The sequence below is a fragment of the Nocardia sp. genome (genome assembly GCF_025465275.1).
GTDB lineage: Bacteria > Actinomycetota > Actinomycetes > Mycobacteriales > Mycobacteriaceae > Nocardia.
The window spans coordinates 1-23713 of the sequence record NZ_JAODNK010000213.1 but is presented as its reverse complement, the minus strand read 5'-3'; the positions used below and the strand labels follow the sequence as shown (position 1 = coordinate 23713).

Below are 23713 nucleotides of genomic sequence, written 5' to 3'. Positions count from 1 at the left end.
TTCCCGCAGGCTGCGGCCAGCAGCAGGCCGGCCGTGGCACCGGCGATGGACAGGGTGCGTGCGGTGCGGTTCATGGCGTCCCTCCTCGAACTGTGTTTCAAGAACTGAGACAATAATCTTGAAATATGGGAAATCGGGGAAGGTTGCGCGCATCCTGGTATCCGGCGTGCCACCCGATCGGCAAGGATAGACATCGTGGACAAAGCGGATTCCGGAGTCGAACTCGGCTCCTTCCTGCGTGCGATGCGCGAACGACTCACCCCCGAAGCGGCCGGGCTTCCCGGCTCCGGTCAGCGCCGCACGCCGGGACTGCGCCGCCAGGAGGTCGCGGAGCTCGCGGCGGTGAGCATCGACTGGTACATCCGTCTCGAACAGGGCCGGGTCGGCACCCCCGGCGCCACCGTCCTCGATGCGATCGCGCTCGCGCTCCAGCTCTCCGACTCCGAGCGAGCTCACCTGCACCTGATAGCCCGAGGCGCACAACCACCCTCGCGCAGCGCGCCCGTACCGCTGAGCCCCACCATGCAGGCCATTCTCGACGGCATGCCGCTGCTGCCCGCCTACGCCATGGACTTCCGCTACGACATTCTGGCCCGGAACGCCGCGGCCGCAGCACTATTCGGCGAAGACTTCGGCCCCGGCCTCAATACCGCCCGCCTCATCTTCCTCGACGCCGCCACCCTCGCCAGCCAGCTCGACTGGGATCAGGTGGCCCGGGAAACCGTCGGCAATCTGCGCCGCACCCTCGCCCGCCACCCCGACGACACCCGCCTGCGCACCGTCATCGACGAACTACGCACCGCCAGCCCGGAATTCGCGTCCTGGTGGAACGACCACGACGTCCACGACCGCCGGCACGGCCGCAAACGCATCAGCCACCCCCACCTCGGCGTCCTGACCGTCCACTACGACACCTTCATCTCCCCCGACGGCTCCGACCACTGCCTCTTCGTCCTCACCCCCGCCGACCCCGTCACCGAAACGGCCCTCGCCACCCTCATCACCGACCGCGCCCAGCGCCTCGGCACCCGCAGCCTCCGCCCCACCGCAAGCTGACCCGGACAGCAGAAAAGCCCCTGACCAATGGTCAGGGGCCTTTCACGTGTCTCAACCAACACGTCGGGGTGACAGGATTTGAACCTGCGACCTCTTCGTCCCGAACGCTGCTCCTGGTCTCCGGAGACGTCCGGATGGTGTTGCTGAGCTGCGGTGCGGTGCCTGCGACTCCCGTGCCGTTCCGGTCCGTGTCGCGGGTCTTGCTGCCTCCGTGCTGCCAGTCACCAACATCCGCTCATAGCCGAAGAGAGTGCGGGGACCGATTCCGCGAGGATGTGGCGAACATGGCTCACCGCGGATACGGCGGTGCCTCAGGGCCAGGCTCAGCAGGTGCCGTCCTGCACCGGATAGTGGATGACGACCACACCACCGGTGGCGTAGTTGACGACATCGGCGGTCGCCCGCCGGCCGTACTCCGACGCCTGTGCCGTGGCCATGGCGGCGGCGTCAGCGAAGTCGGCTTCGAAGACCGCGAAATACGGCGTTTCTCCCCTCTTCGCCGCCACGTCGAAGCTGTAGCGCCACGCAAGCAGGCCGGGCCACTTCATGACCAGCGGAAGGTGGTTGGTCACGTAGTAGTCGCGGAAGTGGTCAGGGTCCGCGGGCTTGGGATACAGGACCACCAGCTTATGCATGACTGCCTCCTGCATCGTGTGCGAGTGCGATGTCCGCTACCGCGGTCGGTTGAATCGTCATATGCGCAGGTTAGGGCTTGATATGTGGTCGACGGAAAGACCGGGAAGGGATAGGCTCAGAACGGATCGTTATCAATCGAGGGGGAGGGCGTGTGGCGCCGGATACGGTGAGCCTGCGGTACTTTCTGGTGCTGGCGCAGGAGTTGAACTTCACCCGCGCGGCCGCACGGATCGGTATCGCGCAGCCCGCGCTCAGTGCCCGGATGCGCCGATTGGAGGCGGAACTCGGTACGAGCCTGCTGGTTCGCAACACACGTAGCGTCGTATTGACCACGGCCGGTGCGGCTTTGGCGGAGTCCGCGCCGCCCGCGCTGGCGGCGCTGGACCGGGCATGGGACACCGCCCGGAATGCGGGGGCCGGTGAACTGGGCACGCTGCGCATCGGATACAGCCTCAGCGCGGGGGCCGGGACGGCACCGGCCCTGGTGGACAGGCTCATTCGCAGCAGCCCGGGACTCGAGGTCGGCGCGGTCCCGATGGCGACACCGGAGATCTCCCCCGCGGTCGCCGACGGCCGCATCGATGCGGGGATCACCCGCGGTGAACAGCCCGGCCGTGGCGTGCGCCGGTTCCTGCTGCGGCGTGAGCGCGTCGGGGTCCAATTGGCGCAGCATCATCCGCTGGCCGAACACCCGGAGATCGAGATCGCCGATGCGACCGCGTATCCGCTGCGACTCCCCGACCGTACGGCCAACCCCGTGATCCACGATCAGCTGTCCGCACTGTTCCGCGACACCCGGCCGCATCCCCGATTCCACACGCCCGCAGTCTCTTTCGACATGTCTCAGCGCGACCTGCGCGACGGGCTCACCCTCGCTCCGGCCAGTGAAGCCGCGGTCACGGCACTACCGGCCGGTCTCACGTGGCGACCGCTGCGGGGCGCACCCACCTTGACGCTCCACCTGGTCCTCCCACGCGTGCAATCACCACTACACCGCCGCATCCGTACCGTCGCCAAAACCCTGGCACACGAACTGCACTGGCTGCCGGACTGACGCGCAGCAGGTCACGCGAGACGGACGTCGGTGGCGGCGAGGCCGACCGGCACGGGGCGATCCCCTGCTCCCACCAGGCCCGCGCGTCACCGAGGCTATCGACCCAGCGCAGACGGTCAGGGCCGACCGTGTCGATCCACAACGTGCGGTCGCACCGATGCCGCCGACACGATTCGCGGGCTGCTCGGCGACGATGACGAACCGCCCGACGGCGATGCGGAAGCGGGCTCCGGAGACTCTCCGGATGGGTAGCGGCTGCCTTTTCGCCGCCTACTGCGAACGCCGAGTAGAGATGGTGACCATGACAAGCAGAAAGGCCCCCCAACCAGAAGAACTGGTCAGGGGCCTTTCATGTGTCTCAACCAACACGTCGGGGTGACAGGATTTGAACCTGCGACCTCTTCGTCCCGAACGAAGCGCGCTACCAAGCTGCGCCACACCCCGTGAGGCGAACCTGCAGTAGCTTAACTTATCGGTGCGGGGGATGCTAAATCTGCTGGTCAGGTGGTTTAAAACAGGCGGAAAGTGGCCAGTAGGCGGCGGGCGAAATCGCGGTTTACGGCTCGGTCTACGCCGGTGTCGGCGGCGATGGTGAGGACGAGGGCGCCGGTGGAACCGCCTGCTACGGCGAAGGTGTAGACGGAGTAGGTGGAGGCGCAGTGGGGGTCGGGCGGGGTGAAGGTGCCGCTGGTTTCCACGAAAACGCCGTGCAGGGTGTGGTCGGAGGAATCGAAGGGTTCGGGGTTGCCTGCCCTGGTCGAGGTGAGGGGGGACCAGCCGATGCGGGCCATGCGGGCGCCGATATCGGTGGCGGCGGCGGAGGGATCGGGCTGCTGGGCGATGCTCAGGAACATGTTCGTGCGCACGAAGTTCGGGCAGTAGTCGACGCCCTCCTGCGCCAGACCCGCGAGCGGGACCTGGTCCGTACCGGTGCCGAAGGAAGAGGCCGAAGGGTCGATCTTCCAGTCGGCGGGGATATCCCAGGCGGCATTGACACCCGCGGGGACCACCACCTGGTAGCCGGGGATGAGCGGCGCGGGGGTCGTCCCGGACGTGGTGCTCGGCGTTGTCGCCGGAGGTTTGGTGGTCGAGGAGACTGGGGTCGAAGCGACTGAGGTGGAAGTCGCGGGGAGAGCGGAACTGCCCGAATCTCGGGTCGCCAGAACGATGGTGACCGTCGCCGCCAGCACTACGACAAGGGCGCTGATCGCCACGTACGGCCACATATGGCCCCAGCGAGGGGTTTCGCCGCCGCGGAGGGATGGTGGGCCGTGGAACGGCTGCGCGGCGGGCTGATAGGGACCGGGCTGCGGATTCTGTCCCGTCCGAAAGGAATTCGGGGCGAGCTGCGGATTCTGGCCTGAAGCCTGTGAATTTGGAGTGGGCTGTGGATTGCGGCCCGAGGCCTGTGGATTCGGCGGGACCCTCGGATGCTGTCCCGAGGGAACGGGATTCGCCCGCAGTGGTGAATTCAGGCCTGCTGGAGGAGGATTCGGTCCCGCTGACGAGTGATTCAGGCCGGGCGGTGGTCCGAGCGGGGTTCTTGCGGGCGGGCGCGGCTGCGGGGCAACCCTTTCCGTCGGCGGGACGAACGGTTGTTGCCGGGTGGGCGGCTCCGGCGGGCGCGGTCCGGGGACGACGGGGGGAGCGGAGGACTCCGGCGGCCGTTGCAACGGATGCTGCGGATGCGACTCCCAGGGCGAACCGGGGGGTGGGATGCCCACCCACCAGTCTCCTTCGGGGTCACGGTGTTCCGGACCTTCGGCCCGGTCGTCGGAACCACCGGTCATCGTCGGACCCCCTGTCGGACGAGTGGTGCGGCCGTCCCTACATCGGGCGGATACTGGCGAGAATCTTCTTCGCGAAGGTCGCGTCCACGGAATTGGCGACTCCGGTGTCCGCGGCGATGGTGAAGACGAACGCGCCGTCATTGCCGCCCGGGAAGGCGAACGTGTAGACCGAGTAGGTCGAGGCGCAGCCGGCGGCGGGGGCCGGGGCGGAACCCTTTGTCTCCATGTAGATGCCCTGCAGCTGACCGTCCGAATTGGTGAACGATTCGGCGGGGCCGGGCGTCGCACCGGTGGAGGTGGACCAGCCGATACGACCCATGCGCGTACCGATATCGGTGGCCGCCTTGGTCGGATCGGTCTCCGTCGACTGACTCAGAAAGACGTTGGTGCGCACATAGTTCGGGCAGTATTCGAGACCGTCCTGCGCCAGACCCGCGATCGGGACCGAATCGTTGCCGCTGGTGAAGGTGGTCTGGCCGCTGGTGTCGACTTTCCAGGTTTTCGGAATGTCGTATGCCGCACCATTATCCGGAATCGCGACGACCTGATAGCCGGGAATGACCGGAGCTGGAGTGGTTCCGCTCCCCGCGGTCGTCTTCGGTCCGGACGACGGGTTACTGCCCGATGGGGCGGCGGAATTGCTCGGGGTGAGCGCGCTGATCAGTGACGGCGTCGTGCTCGACTTCGCCGACGGCTCGCTCGAATTGTGGTTCACCAGAACAACTGTGATCACCGCGCCGATGATCACCACGATCAGCAGGCCGATGCCCGCGACCAGCCAGCCTTTGCGCCCGCCGCCGCTCGGCGGCTGCGACCCGTAGCCGGGTGGCGGTCCGTACGGCGGTGGCGGCGTCGCCTGATACGGCGCGGGCCCCGACTGATACGGCGACTGCTGATAGGGCTGATTCTGGTAAGGCTGATTCTGGTAGGGCTGACCCGGATACGGCTGTGCCTGATAAGGATCGGGCCCGGTCTGCGGGTTGTACGGCCCACCCGTATAGGGCGTCGTCGGTTGCGGACCCGACTGCCAGGGCGAATCCGGCGCGGGCGCACCCTGCCACCAGTTCGGATCCGGACTCCGCGTTGTCGGATCCTCGTTCGGCTCGTTACCACTGGTCACGGTTATCCCCTGACTGACGACTACATACCGCGATGTATATCGCGGTGAGCGCCTAACGCGCGACAGCCTCCGACGCGGTACGCCCGCGACCCGACTTCGAGACCGGCTTCTTCGGCGGCGCACCGACGAGTGTCACCAGCGTCGCCTCCGGACGGCAGCAGAACCGGTACGGCGCCCATGGCGAGGTGCCCAGCCCGGCCGAAACATGAAGCTGCGTATGCGCGCCCCACTGCGACGGACCCTTCACCCGTGACCGGTCGATACCGCAATTGGTCACCAGCGCACCGAAACCCGGCACACACAGCTGACCACCGTGCGTATGACCGGCCATGACCAGGTCGTAGCCGTCCGCGGCGAAGCGATCCAGCACCCGCGGCTCCGGCGAATGCGTCAGCCCGATGCTCAAGTCCGCCAACGGGTTCGGCGCACCGGCGACGGTGTCGTAGCGATCGCGCTTCAGATGCGGATCATCCACGCCCGCGGTCGAGATCTTCACCCCGGAGACCTCGATATCGCGGCGCACATGCGTCAGATCCAGCCAGCCGCGCTCGGTGAAGGCCGCGCGCATGTCCTGCCACGGCAGCGGGTCACCGAAAACGCGCTTGTGATCCTTCTTGAAATACTTCAGCGGATTCTTCGGCACCGGCGCGAAATAGTCGTTCGAGCCGAACACGAAAATGCCCGGGCGCGCCAGCAAGCCGCCCAGCGCCTGCACCACCGCGGGCACCGACTTCAGATGCGAGAGGTTGTCGCCGGTATTCACCACCAGGTCCGGCTCCAGCCGATCCAGCTCCCGCAGCCAGGCCTGTTTCAACTGCTGGCCGGGCATCATGTGCAGGTCGGAGATGTGCAATACCCGTAGCGACGGCTTGCCCGGTTCCAGCACCGGTAGCGTCGCCTCACGCAGTGTGAAGGCATTGCGCTCGATCAGCGTGGCGTATCCGACTCCGGCGACCGCGGCCCCTGCGGCTCCCAGTGCGGTACGGCGAAGGGTGGCGGTCGAGATAACGGGCATTTGCCCAGAATAGGCGACCCACGGAAAATGCGTACAGGCTCGCAGGTGATGAACGGTAGCGTGGCGGCCATGTCGGAACTCAAATCGAAGCTGCGTGCCGATCTCACCACGGCCATGAAGGCCAAGGACACGCTGCGCCTCAACACCGTGCGCAGTCTGCTCGCCGCCGTCCAGACCGCGGAGGTCGCCGGCACGGCGGCGAAGGAACTCACCGACGTCGAAGTCCTCGCCGTGCTGTCGAAGGAATCGAAGAAGCGCAACGAATCCGCCGTCATCTACGAGCAGAACGGTCGCGGCGAACTCGCCGCCACCGAACGGGCCGAAGAGGCCATCATCGACGAATACCTGCCGACGCCGCTCACCGACGCCGAGGTCGCCGACATTGCCGACACCGCCATCGCCGATGTGGCCGAGCAGCTGGGGGAGCGGCCGCACATGAAGCAGATGGGCCAGGTCATGAAGATCGCCACCGCCCTCGCCGCGGGCCGCGCCGACGGCTCCCGCGTCTCGGCCGCCGTGAAGGCGCGCCTCTGACGCCGAGCCCGGCTCACCGCTGCACGACACGAGGCCCCTCGCCACACCGGCGAGGGGCCTCGCGCCGTCCGGCGACCACGCAAGCGCAACAGCCTGAGACCGCTGTACCGCGCAGGCGGTGTCGGAGTCGGAGTCGCGCAGGCGTTATTCGGCCTGTGCGGCGCGGAACGGGCTGTGCGGCGCGGAACGGGCTGTGCGGCGCGGAGCATGACTGCGGCCCCGCACCGAATCAGTGTGAGGCCGCAGTCAATTGGTCGGGCCGATCGGATTCCGGCTAGCGCGGAATCGGGATCGGGATGGGGATCGGTGGGAGGCGGGGCAATCCGGGTATCTGGGGGAGACCCGGGATGGTCGGTGCCGCGGGGTCATTGGGCGGCGGCGCGGGCCGCTGACTGCCGTCGCTCACGGAAATCGTGATCACCGAACCCGGAATCGCCGAACCGTCCGGCGAGCAACTCAGCACCGAGCCCTTGTTCGGGCCGGGCGCCGATGACACCGACACCTGGAAGCCTGCCGCGATCAGCGTCGAGGTGGCCTCGGCCTGCTGCTGGCCGACGACATCCGGGATCTGCGAATTATTGGAACCCCGCACGTACTTGTCGTCCACCGGTGGCAGGCCCAGTGGGGGGAACTTGCCGAGCACGTTCTTCATCCCGCCCAGCCAAGTACGCGCCGGTTCATTGCCGCCGTACAGGTTTCCGCTCCCGCAATTGCGCAGCGGGTACGAGCAGATCTCACCCGGCGTCGGGCTGTCACCGTAGATGTAGGTCGCACCGGAGAACGAGCCACTGAAGGCCAAGAAGGCGGACGAGCGGTGTGTCTCGGTGGTTCCGGTCTTGGACGACAGCGGCAGGTTCCAGCCGATCGATCCGGCGGACCCGGCCGCGGTACCCCCGCCGATCACGTCATGGCTCATCGCATTGGCGAGCGTATTCGCCAACCCGGGATCCACCACCTGCTCGCAGGCCTGCTGTGTGAGCGGGACCTGCTTGCCACTGCGATCCACCACCTCCTTGATCGGAGTGGGCGGGCACCAGCGGCCGCTGGAAGACAGTGTCGCCGCGACATTCGACAGCTCCAGAGCGTTCACGGCGACCGGGCCGAGCGTGAACGAACCGAGGTTCTGCTCCTTGACCATGTCGGCCAGGCTCTGATTGCCGTGCCCGGAGGTGCCGGGCTGCGCATAGGACCGCATGCCCAGGCGCACCGCCATATCCACCGTCGGGGTGACGCCCACCGCCTGAATCAGCTTGACGAAGGCGGTGTTCGGCGAGGTGGCCAGGGCTTCGGTCACCGACATCGGCGACTTGTAGTTACCGGCGTTCTTGACGCAGTACGTTTCGGCCGGGCAGCCGGGCGTGCCGCTGTTACCCATGCCTTTCGCCTGGAAATTCGCGGGCACATCCAGCTGCGCGCTGATACCCAGGCCCTTTTCCATGGCCGCAGCCGTGGTGAAGAGCTTGAAAATTGAGCCCGCACCGTCACCGACCAGCGAATACGGCTGTGGCTGAACGGTTTGATGCGCGTTTCCGTCCAGCCCGTACGTGCGGCTCGAGGCCATGGCGAGCACCGGATGCGAATCCTGCCCCGGGGCCACGATATTCGTGACCGAGGCGATGTCGTCCAGATTCGGATCGGCATTCTGCGAGGCCGCGGCCTTCACCGCGTTCTGCACATCCGGATCGAGGGTGGTGCGAATCAGGTAGCCGCCCTTGTCGATCGTGTCGCGGCTGATGCCCGCATTGGCCAGGTACTGCAGCGCGTAATCGCAGAAGAACCCGCGATCATTGGCCGCGATGCAGCCGCGCGGCAGGCCCTTCGGCTCGGGCAGCACACCCAGCGGCTGGGTCTTGGCGGCGCGGAATTCGTCGGCGCGGCTCGGGATGTTCCCGATCAGCGTGTCCAGCACGGTGTTCCGGCGCTCCAGCACACCGGTCGGGTTGGTGTACGGGTTCAGTTTGGAGCTGGACTGCACCATGCCCGCCAGCATTGCGGACTGCACGATGGTCAGATCCTTGGCGTCCACCCCGAAGTAGGTCTGGGCGGCGTCCTGGATGCCGTAGGACGAGTTGCCGAAAGGCACCAGGTTCAGATAGCGGGTGAGGATCTCGTCCTTGGTGAGCTGCTTGTCCAGCGTCAGCGCCATCCGGATCTCCCGGATCTTGCGGGCGGGAGTCGTCTCGATGGCGGCGCGGCGTTCGGCGTCGGTCTTGGCCACCACCAGCAGCAGGTAGTTCTTCACATACTGCTGGTCGATGGTGGAGCCGCCCTGCTGCACCTCACCGCCGGAGGTATTGGTCAGGAAGGCACGGAAGGTGCCCTGCCAGTCCACACCTCCGTGTTCGGCGAAGCGCTTGTCCTCGACAGAGACCAGCGACAACTTCATATCGTTGGAGATCTTGTCGCTCGGGACTTCGAAGCGCCGCTGCTCGTACAGCCATGCGAACGGCGTGCCGCTCGCATCGACCATCGTCGAGACAGCGGGTACCGCGCCCTCGACCAGTTCGGCGGAGACATTGTCGACGGCGTCGGCGGCTCGGTTCGAGATATAGCCGAAGCCGCCGGCGAGTGGGAACAGCAGCCCAGCGAGAAGGACAGCGGCCAGGATGCAGCTGCCGGCCAGTCTCGCGAGCGTTCGTGTGATCGGCACGAGCCCTAGCCTAATTGCCCTTTGCGGCGGCCGGTGCCCGCCCGGCTCTGGTGTCCCTTAGTCGCAATAGTGCCGACTGCCCGGTTTTTGGTGACGAATGCATGGACGGACGTACCAGAAAATCTCGGCACGGTCTTGCGCTCGCCGCACTTGATTACCTAGATTGAGAACCCAGTGTGATAGAGCTAACACTCAAAGTGGAATGTGGTGCAGAACGCAGTGGGGTTGGGTAGCTGCGGTTTGTACACGCGATTCTGGAGCGCCGTGACCCGGTGTTCGGACTGCAAAGGGGCATACCAAATGCACATGACTACCCCGATTGCTCGATTGGACGTGGAGCAGGCCGAAGCTCGAATCGCCTGGGTTTCCCAGGCCCGATGCAAGGAAGTAGATCCCGATCAGCTGTTCGTGCGTGGCGCAGCGCAGCGCAAAGCGGCAACCATCTGCCGGCACTGCCCGGTACTGATGGAGTGCGGGGCCGACGCCCTGGACAACCGTGTGGAGTTCGGTGTGTGGGGCGGCATGACCGAGCGGCAGCGCCGAGCGCTGCTCAAGCAGCATCCCGAGGTGACATCCTGGGCCGACTTCTTCCAGGTCCAGCGGACGCAGAAAGTAGCTATGTAATCCTGATCCCCCATAAGCAGAACGGACCGAGCCCGCACTTGCGGGCTCGATCCGTTTCCGGGGTAATAACGGGCAGAACAGGCAAATCCTCCGGATGTGATCAGGGGGGTTGCGCGATCACCACGTTCGGCTCAGGCCGAACGCTTGTCGCCGGCTTCGGCGAGCTGATCGCCCACGGCCCGCAGCGCCTCCACGTCCGCGACCTCGAACGGCAGTGCCGTCACGGCCGCGATCGGCACGCTGGGATGTGCGCCCGTGAACCGGTGCAGCAGGTGCTGTTCCCGCTTCGCGGTCGTCGCCCGCTGGGCATGGATACGCAGGACTGCCGCGGCCAAAGCCGCCGGTGTCTCGGATGCGCCATTCACCGCGGCCTCCGGAGCCAGCCGATCCGCGGCCACCCGGGCCTGCTCGGCCGACAGCGAGGTCAGCAGCACCGGATGCGTGCGGTTCAGCACCAGACCGGCCAGCGGCATCTTGTCCGTCGAGAGCCGATCCACGAAGAACGACGCCTCGCGTAGCGCGTCCGGCTCGGCCGCCGCCACCACGATGAAGTGCGTGCCCGGCCGCGACAGCATGGCGTAGGTGCGGTCCGCGCGATCCTGGAAGCCGCCGAACATGGATTCCAGCGACTGCAGGAATACCGAGGCGTCCTTGAGCAGCTGACCGCCCACAATGGTCGACACGCCGCGCAACGCCAGACTCATCGCGCCGGCCACCAGTTTGCCCACGCCGCGACCCGGGGCCATGATCACGCGGATCATCTTCCCGTTCAGAAAATTGCCGAGTCGCTTCGGCGCGTCGAGGAAATCGAGGGCGTTCCGCGAGGGCGGGGTGTCGACCACGATGAGGTCCCACTCGCGCTTGCTCGCCAGCTGGCCCAGCTTCTCCATCGCCATGTACTCCTGGGTGCCACCGAAGGAGGACGCGACGGTCTGATAGATCGGGTTGGCGAAGATCTGCTCCGCCTTCTCCGGACTGGTGTGCTCGAGCACCATCTCGTCGAAGGTACGGCGCATGTTCAGCATCATGGCGAACAGTTCGCCCTTGACGCCATCGCCCAATTCGACTCGCTGCGGGGTGTTTCCGAGGTCGCTGACGCCCAGCGACTGTGCCAGCCGGCGCGCCGGATCGATGGTCAGCACCACGACCTTGCGGCCCGACTCGGCGGCCCGCAGCGCGATGGCCGCGGCGGTGGTGGTCTTGCCGACGCCGCCGGAACCGCAGCACACCACGATGCGCGCGGACGGGTCGGCGATGAGCTTGGAAATGTCCAGGGGGACGGTGGTGGCCGGAACGATCATGGTCAGCGAACTCCCTGTGCGCTCAAGTGCTCGGCCAGCTCATAGAGCCCGCCCAGGTCCATGCCGTCCGCCAGGGACGGCAGGTACAGCCGCGAAATATCGATCTGCGCGAGCTCGGCGGCGCTCTCGTCCTGCGCGTGCAGTCGCGCGGAGTGCTCCACGGCTTCGGCGACCAGGCCCTGGAAGTCGGTCTCCGACAGGGTGATTCCGGCTTCGGTCAGTCCGGCGCGCAGTGCGTCGATATCGATGTCGCCCGTTGCGGCCCGCTCCCGCAGCGGGCGCGGCAGAAAGCCCTCGCTGGCGCGGTTCACGATGACCGTGCCGATATTCAGGTCATTGGCGATGAGCTCGGCGGCCGCGTCGGCAGTCTCCTGGACCGGCAGCGCCTCCAGCAGTGTGACCAGGTGAATCATGGTCTGCGGTGAGTGCAGCAGCTTCGAGACGCCCTCGGACTGCGAGGCGATCGGGCCACCGCCGGCGATCTCGGCCATGGCCTGGGTGACGTCCAGGAAGCTGGCGATGCGACCGGTCGGCGGGGCGTCGATGACGATTTCGTCGTAGACCGGCTTACCGGTCTTGTCGACGCGCACCGCGCACTCCTTGATCTTGCCGGTCAGGATGACGTCCCGCAGGCCGGGCGCGATGGTGGTGACGAAATCGATGGCGCCGACCCGGCGCATGGCCCGGCCCGCGAAGCCCAGGTTGTAGAACATGTCCAGGTACTCGAGGAAGGCGTGCTCCACATCGAGGGCCAGCGCCAGCACTTCGCCGCCGCCGTCCGCCGTGGCGATGCGAGTCTCGGTGGGCGGCAACGGCGGAAGATCGAACAGCTGGGCAATGGACTGCCTGCCTTCGACCTCGACCAGTAGTACGCGGCGGCCCCCCGCCGCGAGTGCCAGCGCCAATGCGGCCGCGACCGTGGATTTCCCGGTGCCGCCCTTCCCGGATACGTAATGCAGACGGGCTTTGTCTGCCCGCTCCGGCCAACCTGCTTCGACCCCCGGCTCAACCGAAACGGGCACTGCTATCGGTACTCCCACGCTCGCGAGCCTATAACTCGTTCCTGGTTCATGCCCAGAAGAGACACCAACTGTCTGATACACCACTCTGAAATCTTCGCTTTCCCGATATCGGGTGCGCCAGAGCAGGGTCCGGAGTATGGGACCGGGTGGTCCGGGGCTAATCTCACGACATGAGTGATCTGACCGCTTGGGAGTACGCGACCGTGCCGCTGCTGACGCACGCCACCAAGGCAATCCTCGACCAGTGGGGTTCCGATGGCTGGGAACTCGTCTCCGTGCTGCCCGGCCCGACCGGCGAGCAGCACGTCGCCTACCTGAAGCGACCGAAGAACTGATGACCGCCGCCACCGCCTGGGCGGAGAACCTCGAAAAGCTCGGGCTCACCGTGCCTGCCGTGGCCGCACCCGTGGCCGCGTACATCCCGGCCGTGCGCACCGGCAATCTCGTCTACACCTCCGGCCAGCTGCCGTTCGTGAACGGGCAGCTGACGGTGACCGGCAAGGTCGGCGCGGAGGTCTCCACCGCGCAGGCCGCCGAGGCCGCGCAGCTGTGTGCGCTCAATGCGCTTGCCGCCGTGCACGATCTGGTCGGGCTCGACAATGTGGTGCGGATCGTGAAGGTCGTCGGATTTGTCGCCTCCGCACCGGGTTACAACGATCAGCCGCTGGTCATCAATGGCGCGTCGGAGTTCCTCGGTGAGGTCTTCGGCGACGCGGGCGTGCATGCGCGCTCGGCCGTCGGCGTCTCCGAACTCCCCAAGAACACGCCCGTCGAGGTGGAACTGATCGCGGAAGTTCGCCCGGTCTAATTTGCCTCCGCTTCGCTCCGGCGGGTTCGCGGCCCTGTTACCCGGTTCTTCCCTCCCTCCGCCCGCCGCTTCGCGGCATCGCTCCGCTCAGTCCAGAACCGGGCGGGCCGCGAACTCGGGGCGGGTGAGGATGGAATCGCGACGAGGTGAATAGTGGTGATACGGAGCGGATTCGGTTAGGAAGTGATATGACGCTCACTCACCCCGCATATGAGCAATTACGGCAGGTGACTCCGTCCGCCGCCGTTCTGCTGGCCGACAATCCCAGCGGAATGACGTTGCAGGGCACCAACACCTGGCTGCTGCGCGCGCCCGGTAGCACCGATTACGTGGTGGTGGATCCGGGTCCCAAGGATCGCAAGCACACCGAGGCGATCGTGCGGGAAACCGGCGGGAACATCGCGCTCACGCTGATCACCCATCACCATCACGACCACACCGGCGGTATCGATCGCCTGGTGAAGGCGACCGGAACGCCGGTGCGCGCCCAGGATCCCGCCTTCCTGCACGGTTCCACCGCGATCCTCACCGACGGCGAGGTGATCGAGGTCGCCGGTCTCCGCATCACGGTGCTCGCGACGCCCGGGCACACCGAGGATTCGGTGAGTTTCCTCGTCGACGGTCCGGATGACGGTGATGCCGCGCTGCTCACCGGCGACACCGTGCTCGGTACCGGCACCACCGTGCTCGAATCCCGGGACGGCGCGCTGGCGGATTACCTCGAATCCTTGAAGCGGCTCGCCGAGGCGGCCCCCGCGCGAGTGCTGCTGCCCGCACACGGCCCCGACCACGTCGATGCGCTCCCTGTCATCAACTTCTACATCAAGCACCGCGAGGAGCGCCTGAACCAGGTTCGCGCGGCCCTCGCGGAGCTGGGCCCGAATGCGAAGGCCCTGCAGATCGTCGCCAAGGTCTACGCGGATGTGGACAAGCGCCTCTGGCCGGCTGCCCACAGCTCGGTCAACGCGCAGCTGGCCTATCTGCGCGCTGGGAACTAGCCCGGCTGCACTGCGCATCCCGGCCACAAGCACGCCGGGATGACGAGGCAGGCGCATGAACCGGGTGGACGTGGCAGATACACGTAGGGACCGGGTCGTCACTTGCTGTGACGACCCGGTCCCTACGAGTCTCTGTTCCCTGTGTACCTACCGGGCGCGACGGGCCAGGCGCTCCGAGTCGGAGATGAGGACGCTCTTGCCCTCGAGTCGCAGCCAGCCGCGGTGCGCGAAGTCGGCCAGGGCCTTGTTCACGGTTTCGCGGGAAGCTCCGACCAGCTGGGCGATCTCCTCCTGGGTCAGGTCGTGGGTCACGCGCAGCGCACCCGCTTCCTGGGTCCCGAAACGCTGGGCCAGCTGCAGCAGCGCCTTGGCAACACGACCGGGCACATCGGTGAAGATGAGATCGGCCAGGTTGTTGTTGGTGCGACGCAGACGGCGGGCAAGAACCCGCAGCAACTGCTCGGCGATCTCAGGGCGCTGATCGATCCACGCTTTGAGTGCGTCCCGATCCATGGTGACCGCGCGAACCTCGGTGACGGTGGTGGCCGTCGAGGTACGCGGACCCGGGTCGAAGATCGACAGCTCGCCGAACATGTCCGACGGGCCCATGATCGTCAGCAGATTCTCGCGACCATCAGGGGAACGTCGGCCGATCTTCACCTTGCCGGAGGTAATGATGTAGAGCCGGTCTCCCGGTTCACCCTCGTTGAAGATGACATGACCGCGCGGAAAGTCCACGGGCTGAAGTTGTTTGGCGAGAGCCGCCACCGCGGTGGGCTCGACGCCTTGGAAGATGCCTGCTCTGGCGAGGGCCTCGTCCACGAATGTGCTCCTTATGGGAAATGGCTCTGTTCTGGACCGAAGCATTCGGCCGACAGTGCAGTCTACTTTGCAATACGTCCGGGTAGTGATAGACACCACGCGGCACGCTCATTCTCCGACACGCAGAGTCCGATTACGCGACACGCACGGACAGTCTCGCGACACGCTAGCTGCAATTTCGCGACACGCCAGTATCGGCAACCCACAGGAGATCGAAATCCGTGCTGGACGGTGCGAATTACTGCACCCGTGTCGACCACGGTGAACGGTAGAGCGAAGCGGCTCAGCTGGCCTGCGCGACGTCCAGACCCTTGGCGGCCGGCCGGGCGCGCCGCGGGCGGGCGGCGGCAGCGGGCAAGCCCAGCTTCGTGAGGTCACTGACCTCGGCATTCGTCGCTCGATCCAAGTACTGCTGAACCTCAGGGTCCGGTTCGAGCAGCTTGCGCAGCCTGTTCTCGACCCGTTCCATCACCAGTGCGAACAGCATCAGCGCTATCGGAAACAGCACCACAGCGAGTCCTTGCATAGGGAGGAGTAAACACGGCGAAGGTCTCAGATGGAACACGGCGTCCGCTCAGCCCGGTTGTCGTGGCAGGCTGGTTCCGTAAGGTGGACGAGTGCGTGTCTCCACATCCAGCGCGGCCGCTAATGGGGCCGAATCGGGCGGTACTGCCGTGCCCACCAGCGAGAAGACAGCGCCGAGTGCGGGCGGCAAAGCGCCGAAAACCGGCAAAGCGGCACCCGTTTCGGGCGCGTCGACCCCGGTTCGCGGCGCAGCTGTGCCTGCCGGCGGGAAAGCGAAATCACGTTCCAAGGAGACGCGCACCGGTCTGGTGCGGCGCGCCCGGCGGATGAATCGCACGCTCGCGGAGGCCTTCCCGGACGCGCACTGCGAACTCGACTTCACCACGCCCCTCGAATTGGCCGTGGCCACAATCCTTTCCGCGCAGTGCACCGACGTGCGGGTGAACCTGACCACGCCCGCACTGTTCGCCAAATACCGCAGCGCCCGTGATTACGCCGAGGCCAATCGGGCCGAGCTGGAGGAGTTCATCCGGCCCACCGGCTTCTATCGCAATAAAACCAGTTCGCTCATCGGCCTCGGGCAGGGTCTGGTCGAGCGCTACGACGGCGAACTGCCGCACACCCTCGCGCAACTGGTGGAGCTGCCGGGCATCGGGCGTAAGACCGCCAATGTCATTCTCGGCAATGCCTTCGGTGTGCCCGGAATCACTGTCGACACCCATTTCGGTCGTCTCGTCCGCCGCTGGGGGTGGACCGACGAGGAGGATCCGGTGAAGGTCGAGCACATTGTCGGCGACCTCATCGAGCGCAAAGAGTGGACCATGCTCTCGCACCGCGTGATCTTTCACGGCCGGCGTGTCTGCCATGCCCGCAAGCCGGCGTGCGGCGCGTGCATTCTGGCCAAGGACTGCCCGTCGTATGGTGTCGGCCCGACCGACCCGGCCACCGCCGCGGCCCTGATCAAGGGACCGGAAACCGAGCATCTGCTCGAACTGGTGGGGCTGTGAGGCCCGCGCCTTCCCGCAAGCACAGCGTTCCCCAGGGCACGGCCCCGACCGCGGACGCGCACCGTGGGCACGGCTGGAGCGGCCTCGAACGGCACGGAGAGAACGGGTTCGTCGGGCACACCCGAGACGGGTTCGAGCAGCGTCGGAACAGCCTTGGACTGCAGGGTTTACGCGAGGTCGGCCGGACTGCTCGCGGCCGCCGGCAGGTCCGGCGGCGAGGTGCCCTGGCCGCGTCGATTGCCGTACTCGCGCTGGCGGCGGCGTCCTGTACGACCGCCGGTGACACGTCGACCAGTGATGCGCCGGTCCCGGCGGGCAATCCAGTCGCTGCGGCGGATCGTGCGCAGGCCGCTCTCGCGGACTGCCCGAATCCGAGCGGGGCTCCGGTAGCCGACGGCCCGCTGCGTGGTCTCACGCTGAACTGTCTCGCCGACGGCCGCCCGGTCGATCTGACCGCCGCTCTGGCCGGAAAACCGGCGCTGCTCAACCTCTGGGCCTACTGGTGTGGCCCGTGCGCGGAGGAACTGCCGCTGCTGCAACAGTTCTCGGATCGGGCCGCCGGTGCGGTCACCGTGCTCACCGTGCACAGCGATCCCGGAACGTCCAAGGGGCTTTCCCGGCTGATCGGGCTGGGTGTTCATCTGCCCGGGGTGGAGGATCCGGATACCAAGGTGCGCAATGCGGTCGGCGCGCCCGCGGTGCTGCCGATCTCAGTCCTGCTGCGGGCCGACGGGACCGTCGCCAAGCTGATCGTCCGACCGTTCAAGAGCGTCGACGATATCTCCGCCACCGTCGCCGCCGAGCTCGGAGTGAAAGCATGAGGCCCGCAGGGTTTGCCGCCCGGCCCGGCTGTGCCGCTGCCGCCGCGCCCGGCTTTGCCGTTGTGTTCGGCCTGGCTGCTGAGTCCGGAGCGATGGCCGGGATGCGGCGAGCCGCGCGGGGAAGCGGCCGTTCGGTAGCCTCGCGATATCCGGGGCGTGACCTGGTGTGCAGTGGTGCCGGGCGGGGAGTGGTGGCGTGACTCACCAGGTGCGGATCGGTGCGTTGCCGGTGCGGGGTGCGCGCGCGGCCGTTACGATCTGCGTCGGTCCAGGGCTGCGCCGGAATTTCGTGTGCTGCTACATGATTGCCGGTGTTGTTATCGCAGGTTCGGGAGTGTGGGCATGAGACTCGAGGTGCCTGCGGGCTCTGTTCCGGAATGGTTGCGCGGTGTCGCGGAACACGACCCGGAGGATCCCACCGGGACGAATCCGGTGCTCAGCAGAACCACCATGCGGCGTTTCGTCTCCGCTGCCGTGCGCTCGCGGGATGCCTCGGTGCTGGTGTTGTTCGGCGGGTCGGTGCAGTCCGATCCGCAGGCGCGCGGCGGTCTGCCGGGAGATGCGGATGTGCTGCTCACGCAGCGGGCCGCGACCCTGCGACAGCACAGCGGTCAGGTGGCCTTCCCCGGTGGCGGGGTGGAGCCGCAGGACAGCGGCCCGATCAGTACCGCCCTGCGGGAGGCACAGGAGGAAACCGGCCTCGACCCGCGGAGCGTGGAGCCGATCCGGGTGCTCCCCAAGATTTTCGTGCCGCCGTCGCGGTTCGATGTGACGCCGATCGTCGCCTACTGGCGCACGCCCGGCGAGGTGGGTGTGGTGAGTGAGACCGAGGCATCGCGAGTAGTGCGGGTGCCGATCGCGGATCTCATCGATCCCGCCAACCGGTTCGTGGTGCGGCATCCGCTCGGGTACATGGGTCCGGCCTTCGCGGTGGACGGGATGCTGGTGTGGGGATTCACCGCGGGCGTGCTGGCCGGACTGTTAGCGGTGTCCGGCTGGGAACATGAATGGGACCATCACGATGTGCGTGATCTGCAGGCCTCCTTGGCCGCGGTAGGGATGACCTTATGAGCTCCTCGGCCTGGCTCGACCTCGGAATCGTGATTTTGGCGCTGCTCGCGGCCACCTCCGGGTGGCGGCAGGGTGCGGTCGCCTCCGCGCTGGCGTTCCTAGGCGTGGTGCTGGGCGCCGTGGCGGGCATTCTGATCGCGCCGCACATCCTCATTCACCTGAGCGAGGGTCGCTCGCGGGTGATCGTGGGCGTGCTGCTGATCGTCGTGCTGGTGATCATCGGCGAGGTGGCGGGCATGGTGCTCGGTCGCGCCGCGCGCGGCGGTATGCGTGATCCGTTCACCCGCAGTCTGGACAGTGTGGTGGGTGCGGGCCTGCAGATGGCGGCCGTGCTGGCCACCGCGTGGCTGCTGGCGCTGCCGCTCGCGAACTCGTCGCAGCCGGGAATCGCCGCCGCTGTCAAGAACTCTCAGGTGCTCGTCAATGTCGACCGGGTCGCGCCGGAATGGCTGCGCCGGGTGCCGAACGAGTTCTCGAATCTGCTGAACACCTCCGGACTGCCGGATGTGATCGGCCCGTTCGGCCGGGTGCCGATCGCCGCGGTCGAGCCGCCCGATCCGAGCGTGCTGCAGCTGCCGGTCGCGCAGTCGCTGCAGGGCAGTGTGCTGCGGGTTCGCGGTATCGCGCCGAGTTGCCAACGGCAGCTGGAGGGTTCGGGCTTCGTGGTGGCGCCGGAACGCATCATGACGAATGCGCACGTGGTCGCCGGCACCGCCAGCGTCAGCGTGGATACCGCGCGCGGTCCGCTCACCGCCAGCGTGGTGCTGTTCGATCCGTCCAAGGATGTGGCCATCCTCGCGGTGCCGGGGCTGACCGCTCCGGTGATTCCGCTGGCTCCGAAGGCCGCCAATTCCGGTGAGAGCGCCATCGTGCTCGGCTATCCGGGCGGCGGTCGCTACACCGCCAGCGCCGCCCGGGTGCGCGAGACGCTGGACCTGAAGGGCCCGAACATCTACCGCGACAACAATGTGCAGCGCGAGGTATACACGGTGCGCGGCAAGGTGCAGCCGGGCAACTCCGGCGGTCCGCTGGTGGACACCGACGGCAATATCCTCGGCGTGGTCTTCGGTGCGGCCGTCACCGACGACGACACCGGCTACGTGCTGACCCTCGACGAGGTGCGTCCGGAAGTGGAACAGGCGGCAGGGGTTTCGGCCCCGGTCGGGACCAGCAGCTGCGTCCTGAGCTGACGATCGTGTGAACGACTGTGCCCCCATGACGAGGTCATGGGGGCACAGTCGTGAAAAGGGCCGTCAGCTCAGGAGTTTGGCGAGCTCGGCGGTGACCGCCTCCGGATTCTCCTGGTGCGCATAGTGACCCGCGTCCGGGATGGCCACCACGCGCCGCTCGGGGGAGAGCTCCTGCCCGCGGCGGATGGTGCTCGCCAGGATGTACCGGTCGCGATCGCCGTACAGCGACAGCACCGGGATACGCACCGGCTCCCGCATGGTCTCCATGAAGCGCGCACCGTCGGGCCGCCACTGGCTGCGGAAGGCCCAGCGCTGGTATTCCAGGGCACAGTGCGCCACACCCGGAATCCGGATGGCCACGCGCATGCGCTGGGCGGTATCCGCGAATTCGGGAGTGGCGGACCAGTGTTCACCGGCCCGCTGCCGCAGCAGGCGCTCCACTTCGGCCCCGTCGTCCGCGATGAGCAGGTTCTCCGGAATGCGGGGCAGCTGGTACCGCAGGAAGTCCGGCAGCCATTCCTTGCGCTGCTTGCGATCCCGCAGGATGGAGCTCTTGAGCGCCGCCGGATGCGGTGAGCTGACCAGTCCGATGGCGGTCACCAGGCGGGGGTGCAGGACCGCGGTGGCCCAGCACACCAGGCCGCCTTCGGCATGGCCGACAAGTGTGGCCTCGGTGTGCCCGAGCGCGCGGATCAACCCGGCGATGTCACCGGCGAGCGTCCAGCCGTCATAACCGCGGGGCGGTTTATCGCTGTCGCCATAACCGCGCAGGTCCACGGCGACGGCCCGGTGGCCGCGGGCGGCCAATCCGGTCAGTTGATGCCGCCACGACCACCAGAAGTCGCCGAAACCGTGCAGCAGCACCACCAGCGGCGTGTCCGGGTCGGAGTAGGCCGACGCCGCGCGCGCGGCCGGATCTGCCTCTACGACATGGAAGCGAATGCCGTTGGCATGCACATCCCGATGGGTCCAGGGTCCGTCGTAGCGGACGGTGGACGGGTCCGGGGGCGAATTCGACGACACGCCGGGAGCGTAATCGACCGACTAGGCGCGGTGCCTGCCGAGTTCGGTCGTGGCGTCGGCCGAGTTCTCGGAAGTGGCGCCGAAGCCGCTGGGCAGCAGGGTCTTCGCCTCCTTCAGCGATTCGATGGTCTTCTCCGGCGCGCGCAGTTTGCGCACCTTGAGATACCCGAAGAGGGCGAGCAGACCGGTCGCCACCAGCATCAGCAGGAACACGATGAGGAAGGCCAGCCAGCGGTAGACCCACACGTCCAGTAGCTCGGCCAGGAAGAAGAAAAAGAAGAACGAGCTGAACAGCAGTACGGTCAGCGCTCCGATGAAGAAGACGCTGCCCTGCAGGCCCTTCTTGACCTCACCGGTCACCTCGGCCTTGGCGAGTGCCACCTCGGCCCGCACCAGTGTCGACATCTGTTCGGTCGCATCGCGGACCAGACTGCCGATGCTCGCCGATTCGTGAGTATCGACATCGGACAGCGGAATCGAGGTGATGGTGCGGGTGCGGTTTCCGTCCCGCCCGTTACCGCCCTGTGTGAAGCTCAAATGCTCGACCCTTCTCCATGTCCCGGAACTGCCCGGCGAAGTCACTCTTGTCCTAGCAGTTCCCGCTCGTCACGGCGCGCCTGATGGGCGCGGCCACGACGCAACAGTAGCGCCGAACCCAGCAGGGAAGCCGCCAATGACGTCAGCAACACCGCTGCTTTCGCCAGTTCGACCTCCGAGCCGTCGCCGACGTCCGTGAGTGCGAGTTCTGCCACCAAGAGGCTAACGGTGAACCCGATCGCACCCAGTACCGACAGGGCGAACATGTCCCGATAACCGAGATCGTCGGGTCGCTGGGCGATGCCGAGACGCACCGCGAGCCAAGAGAACCCGAAGATGCCGACCGTTTTACCCACCAGCAGACCGGCGATGATGGCCAGCGACACGCGGTCGGTGAACAGCTGCGAGAACACCTTCGTATCCAGCGGCACCCCCGAGGCGAACAGCGCGAACAGCGGTACGCAGACGATGGCGGAGATGGGCTGGAAGAAGTGTTCGAGCTTGGCCGCGGGGACGCAGTGCTCGTCCTCGTCCGCGTCGGGGCGGACCCGGGTGAGCAGGCCGAGGGCCACACCCATCAGGGTCGGATGGATGCCCGCCTCGTGCAGCGCGTACCAGGCCAGCAGGGCCAAAGGGACGTAGAGGAACGGCGTGCCGATCCGCTTCCACTGGCTCAGTGCCCAGATCGCGCAGCACAGAATGGCGATGAGCAGCCACAGCATCTTCAGGGTGGTGGTGAACAGGACAGCGATCAGGATGATGGCGATCAGGTCGTCCACCACCGCCAGGCTCAGCAGGAATACGCGCGCACCCGCCGGGATGCGGGAGCCGGTCAGCGCGAGCACGGCAAGCGCGAAGGCGATATCGGTGGCGACGGGTACGGCCCAGCCGCGATCCATGCCGTCCACACCCCAGCCGATGCCGACCGCGATCAGGGCGGGGACCACCACGCCGCCGATGGCGGCCAGAATCGGCAGGGTCGCGCGCTTGGGGTCGGCGAGCTCGCCGACCACCAGTTCGCGTTTGAGTTCGAGACCGGCGACGAAGAAGAAGATGGCGAGCAGGCCGTCCTTGGTCCAGTCGGCCAGCGTCAGGTTCAGGTGCAGCGCGGAGATGTCGAGGTGGGTGTCGATCATCGTGGTGTAGCTCGCGCCCCACGGCGAATTGACCCACAGCACAGCGGTCGCCGCGGCAATGAGAAGCAGTGCGCCACCGAAGGTTTCGGTCCGTAGATAGCGGGCGAGTTCGGAACGCATCTGGGAGGTCAAGGTGAACCTTTCGGGCCGGACGGTCGACTGAACCAGCGGCGTGCGACTCCACCCGGACGTGATCGACGCAAAACCGCATGCCGACCAGACTTCCCGGCGCACCTTACGCAATCCTAACGGGTAGCACCTCGCAGATCCGGCAGGGCTGCCGAGCCCGGCGCACCCTGAGCAGTGATAACAGGCTCAGGCGTGAGCGTGCGTCCGCGAAGGTCGCGCCCACCCGAACACGAATTTCACACCTGCGCAGGGGGTATGCGTTGGGCGCGCAACGCTCTAGCACCTGCCATGCGCGCGGCGCGGCGAATACCCTGGGATAGGGCAAAGGGAGTGCCGTGATGCCGGCTATGCGAGCCAGGGCGGCGCACCCCTGCCGGGCAATGCGGTAAGAGTTGACCGCGGGACATGCTCTGTCGTCGCGCGGATACGGTACGAGTTGCCGGGCAGTGCGGTAGGGGCCGGAGTGCGGGCGTGGCAGCGCGGTCAGGGGCTGGGGGAATGCGCCGGCCCCCGCGATGGCTGGTCGCGGAGGCCGAATGCGTTGTACGAGTGCGCTTTACGAATGCGCTGTACGCACCGCGTGTTGTGGGTTACGCCTTGCCTGCGCGGATGGCTTCGAAGACGTTGGGGTCCACCAGGGTTGAGGTGTCGCCGAGTTCGCGGCCCTCGGCCACATCGCGGAGTAGGCGGCGCATGATTTTGCCCGAGCGGGTTTTGGGGAGTTCGGGGACCACGTGGATCTCGCGGGGGCGGGCGATGGGGGAGATCTCGCGGGAGACCTCGGCCTTGAGCTCGGCCACCAGGTCCGCGCCGGTGTCTTTGGCTTCGGCGGTCAGGATGACGA

24 protein-coding genes and 1 tRNA gene are annotated in these 23713 nt (G+C 66.9%); 11 read left to right on the top strand and 14 right to left on the bottom strand.

Going from position 1 to position 23713, the window contains the following annotated elements:
* The first annotated feature begins 195 nt into the window (after positions 1-195).
* Positions 196-1056, top strand: a complete 861-nt coding sequence (locus JWN03_RS42550; protein ID WP_297628143.1) for a helix-turn-helix transcriptional regulator — start codon at positions 196-198, stop codon at positions 1054-1056.
* Positions 1057-1379: 323 nt separating this feature from the next.
* Here the strand turns inward: JWN03_RS42550 and JWN03_RS42545 are convergent, their stop codons facing one another.
* A complete protein-coding gene (locus JWN03_RS42545; protein WP_297628141.1) occupies positions 1380-1691 on the bottom strand; it encodes an EthD family reductase in 312 nt (103 codons plus the stop codon).
* 152 nt (positions 1692-1843) lie between these two features.
* Between JWN03_RS42545 and JWN03_RS42540 the strand changes: the two genes are divergently transcribed.
* Positions 1844-2746, top strand: a complete 903-nt coding sequence (locus tag JWN03_RS42540) for a LysR family transcriptional regulator (protein WP_297628139.1) — start codon at positions 1844-1846, stop codon at positions 2744-2746.
* 370 nt (positions 2747-3116) lie between these two features.
* Here JWN03_RS42540 and JWN03_RS42535 read toward each other — a convergent pair.
* The 4 genes from JWN03_RS42535 to JWN03_RS42520 all read right to left on the bottom strand — a co-directional run bounded on the left by JWN03_RS42535 (position 3117) and on the right by JWN03_RS42520 (position 6671).
* A tRNA-Pro gene (locus JWN03_RS42535) sits at positions 3117-3190 on the bottom strand.
* Between the two features lie 65 nt (positions 3191-3255).
* Positions 3256-3960, bottom strand: coding sequence for a hypothetical protein (locus JWN03_RS42530; protein WP_297628137.1), 705 nt, complete (start codon positions 3958-3960; stop codon positions 3256-3258).
* A gap of 613 nt (positions 3961-4573) precedes the next feature.
* Complete coding sequence (locus JWN03_RS42525) at positions 4574-5656, bottom strand: hypothetical protein (protein WP_297628135.1); 1083 nt, start codon at positions 5654-5656, stop codon at positions 4574-4576.
* A gap of 52 nt (positions 5657-5708) precedes the next feature.
* On the bottom strand, positions 5709-6671 hold the full coding sequence (locus JWN03_RS42520; RefSeq protein WP_297628133.1) for a metallophosphoesterase: 963 nt from the start codon (positions 6669-6671) through the stop codon (positions 5709-5711).
* Positions 6672-6740: 69 nt separating this feature from the next.
* Here JWN03_RS42520 and JWN03_RS42515 point away from each other — a divergent pair, with 69 nt between their 5' ends.
* The gene (locus JWN03_RS42515) at positions 6741-7205 is read left to right on the top strand and encodes a GatB/YqeY domain-containing protein (protein ID WP_297628131.1); all 465 of its coding nucleotides are present in this window, start codon (positions 6741-6743) and stop codon (positions 7203-7205) included.
* Between the two features lie 274 nt (positions 7206-7479).
* On the opposite strand, the gene JWN03_RS42510 is transcribed toward JWN03_RS42515, so the two are convergent.
* Positions 7480-9855 carry a penicillin-binding protein gene (locus JWN03_RS42510; RefSeq protein ID WP_297628129.1) on the bottom strand — a complete coding sequence of 792 codons (2376 nt, stop codon included), beginning with the start codon at positions 9853-9855 and terminating at the stop codon, positions 7480-7482.
* A gap of 300 nt (positions 9856-10155) precedes the next feature.
* On the opposite strand from JWN03_RS42510, the gene JWN03_RS42505 reads away from it, so the two are divergent.
* A complete protein-coding gene (locus JWN03_RS42505) occupies positions 10156-10479 on the top strand; it encodes a WhiB family transcriptional regulator (RefSeq protein ID WP_297628127.1) in 324 nt (107 codons plus the stop codon).
* Positions 10480-10610: 131 nt separating this feature from the next.
* On the opposite strand, the gene JWN03_RS42500 is transcribed toward JWN03_RS42505, so the two are convergent.
* Positions 10611-11780, bottom strand: a complete 1170-nt coding sequence (locus JWN03_RS42500) for an ArsA family ATPase (protein WP_297628125.1) — start codon at positions 11778-11780, stop codon at positions 10611-10613.
* 2 nt (positions 11781-11782) lie between these two features.
* Positions 11783-12802 carry an ArsA-related P-loop ATPase gene (locus tag JWN03_RS42495; RefSeq protein WP_297628124.1) on the bottom strand — a complete coding sequence of 340 codons (1020 nt, stop codon included), beginning with the start codon at positions 12800-12802 and terminating at the stop codon, positions 11783-11785.
* Between the two features lie 170 nt (positions 12803-12972).
* On the opposite strand from JWN03_RS42495, the gene JWN03_RS42490 reads away from it, so the two are divergent.
* The 3 genes from JWN03_RS42490 to JWN03_RS42480 all read left to right on the top strand — a co-directional run bounded on the left by JWN03_RS42490 (position 12973) and on the right by JWN03_RS42480 (position 14608).
* Complete coding sequence (locus JWN03_RS42490; protein ID WP_297628122.1) at positions 12973-13137, top strand: DUF4177 domain-containing protein; 165 nt, start codon at positions 12973-12975, stop codon at positions 13135-13137.
* Positions 13137-13610, top strand: a complete 474-nt coding sequence (locus tag JWN03_RS42485; RefSeq protein ID WP_297628121.1) for a RidA family protein — start codon at positions 13137-13139, stop codon at positions 13608-13610. The genes JWN03_RS42490 and JWN03_RS42485 overlap by 1 nt, the downstream gene beginning before the upstream one ends.
* A 188-nt stretch (positions 13611-13798) precedes the next feature.
* A complete protein-coding gene (locus JWN03_RS42480) occupies positions 13799-14608 on the top strand; it encodes an MBL fold metallo-hydrolase (RefSeq protein ID WP_297628119.1) in 810 nt (269 codons plus the stop codon).
* 147 nt (positions 14609-14755) lie between these two features.
* Here JWN03_RS42480 and JWN03_RS42475 read toward each other — a convergent pair whose 3' ends face one another.
* Both JWN03_RS42475 and JWN03_RS42470 read right to left on the bottom strand, forming a co-directional pair.
* Positions 14756-15430 (bottom strand): Crp/Fnr family transcriptional regulator, encoded by a 675-nt coding sequence (locus JWN03_RS42475; RefSeq protein ID WP_019044571.1) that lies wholly within the window; start codon positions 15428-15430, stop codon positions 14756-14758.
* A 283-nt stretch (positions 15431-15713) separates the two neighbouring features.
* Positions 15714-15956 carry a hypothetical protein gene (locus JWN03_RS42470; protein WP_153802894.1) on the bottom strand — a complete coding sequence of 81 codons (243 nt, stop codon included), beginning with the start codon at positions 15954-15956 and terminating at the stop codon, positions 15714-15716.
* Between the two features lie 253 nt (positions 15957-16209).
* On the opposite strand from JWN03_RS42470, the gene nth reads away from it, so the two are divergent.
* From nth to JWN03_RS42450, 4 genes are all read left to right on the top strand, one after another.
* A complete protein-coding gene (gene nth / locus JWN03_RS42465) occupies positions 16210-16962 on the top strand; it encodes an endonuclease III (RefSeq protein WP_297628147.1) in 753 nt (250 codons plus the stop codon).
* Between the two features lie 224 nt (positions 16963-17186).
* Entirely contained in the window at positions 17187-17783 is a 597-nt protein-coding gene (locus JWN03_RS42460) for a TlpA family protein disulfide reductase (RefSeq protein WP_441343167.1), read from the top strand.
* A gap of 342 nt (positions 17784-18125) precedes the next feature.
* Positions 18126-18854 (top strand): NUDIX hydrolase, encoded by a 729-nt coding sequence (locus tag JWN03_RS42455; protein ID WP_297628100.1) that lies wholly within the window; start codon positions 18126-18128, stop codon positions 18852-18854.
* Complete coding sequence (locus JWN03_RS42450; RefSeq protein ID WP_297628098.1) at positions 18851-20044, top strand: MarP family serine protease; 1194 nt, start codon at positions 18851-18853, stop codon at positions 20042-20044. Before JWN03_RS42455 ends, JWN03_RS42450 begins: the two co-directional genes overlap by 4 nt.
* A 63-nt stretch (positions 20045-20107) precedes the next feature.
* Here JWN03_RS42450 and JWN03_RS42445 read toward each other — a convergent pair whose 3' ends face one another.
* The 4 genes from JWN03_RS42445 to JWN03_RS42430 form a co-directional block, all read right to left on the bottom strand.
* On the bottom strand, positions 20108-21067 hold the full coding sequence (locus tag JWN03_RS42445; protein WP_297628096.1) for an alpha/beta fold hydrolase: 960 nt from the start codon (positions 21065-21067) through the stop codon (positions 20108-20110).
* Between the two features lie 21 nt (positions 21068-21088).
* The gene (locus JWN03_RS42440) at positions 21089-21604 is read right to left on the bottom strand and encodes a phage holin family protein (RefSeq protein WP_297628094.1); all 516 of its coding nucleotides are present in this window, start codon (positions 21602-21604) and stop codon (positions 21089-21091) included.
* A gap of 41 nt (positions 21605-21645) precedes the next feature.
* A complete protein-coding gene (gene nhaA, locus JWN03_RS42435) occupies positions 21646-22872 on the bottom strand; it encodes a Na+/H+ antiporter NhaA (protein ID WP_297628093.1) in 1227 nt (408 codons plus the stop codon).
* Positions 22873-23459: 587 nt separating this feature from the next.
* Positions 23460-23713: AMP-binding enzyme (locus JWN03_RS42430; RefSeq protein ID WP_441343166.1), on the bottom strand; the 254-nt coding region annotated here is incomplete at its 5' end.

Coding starts and splice junctions, on each gene's coding strand:
- JWN03_RS42545 (WP_297628141.1), bottom strand. CDS start 1,691: ATGCATAAGCTGGTGGTCCTGTATCCCAAGCCCGCGGACCCTGACCAC.
- JWN03_RS42520 (WP_297628133.1), bottom strand. CDS start 6,671: ATGCCCGTTATCTCGACCGCCACCCTTCGCCGTACCGCACTGGGAGCC.
- JWN03_RS42515 (WP_297628131.1), top strand. CDS start 6,741: ATGTCGGAACTCAAATCGAAGCTGCGTGCCGATCTCACCACGGCCATG.
- JWN03_RS42505 (WP_297628127.1), top strand. CDS start 10,156: ATGCACATGACTACCCCGATTGCTCGATTGGACGTGGAGCAGGCCGAA.
- JWN03_RS42500 (WP_297628125.1), bottom strand. CDS start 11,780: ATGATCGTTCCGGCCACCACCGTCCCCCTGGACATTTCCAAGCTCATC.
- JWN03_RS42490 (WP_297628122.1), top strand. CDS start 12,973: ATGAGTGATCTGACCGCTTGGGAGTACGCGACCGTGCCGCTGCTGACG.
- JWN03_RS42485 (WP_297628121.1), top strand. CDS start 13,137: ATGACCGCCGCCACCGCCTGGGCGGAGAACCTCGAAAAGCTCGGGCTC.
- JWN03_RS42480 (WP_297628119.1), top strand. CDS start 13,799: ATGACGCTCACTCACCCCGCATATGAGCAATTACGGCAGGTGACTCCG.
- JWN03_RS42470 (WP_153802894.1), bottom strand. CDS start 15,956: ATGCAAGGACTCGCTGTGGTGCTGTTTCCGATAGCGCTGATGCTGTTC.
- JWN03_RS42455 (WP_297628100.1), top strand. CDS start 18,126: ATGAGACTCGAGGTGCCTGCGGGCTCTGTTCCGGAATGGTTGCGCGGT.
- JWN03_RS42450 (WP_297628098.1), top strand. CDS start 18,851: ATGAGCTCCTCGGCCTGGCTCGACCTCGGAATCGTGATTTTGGCGCTG.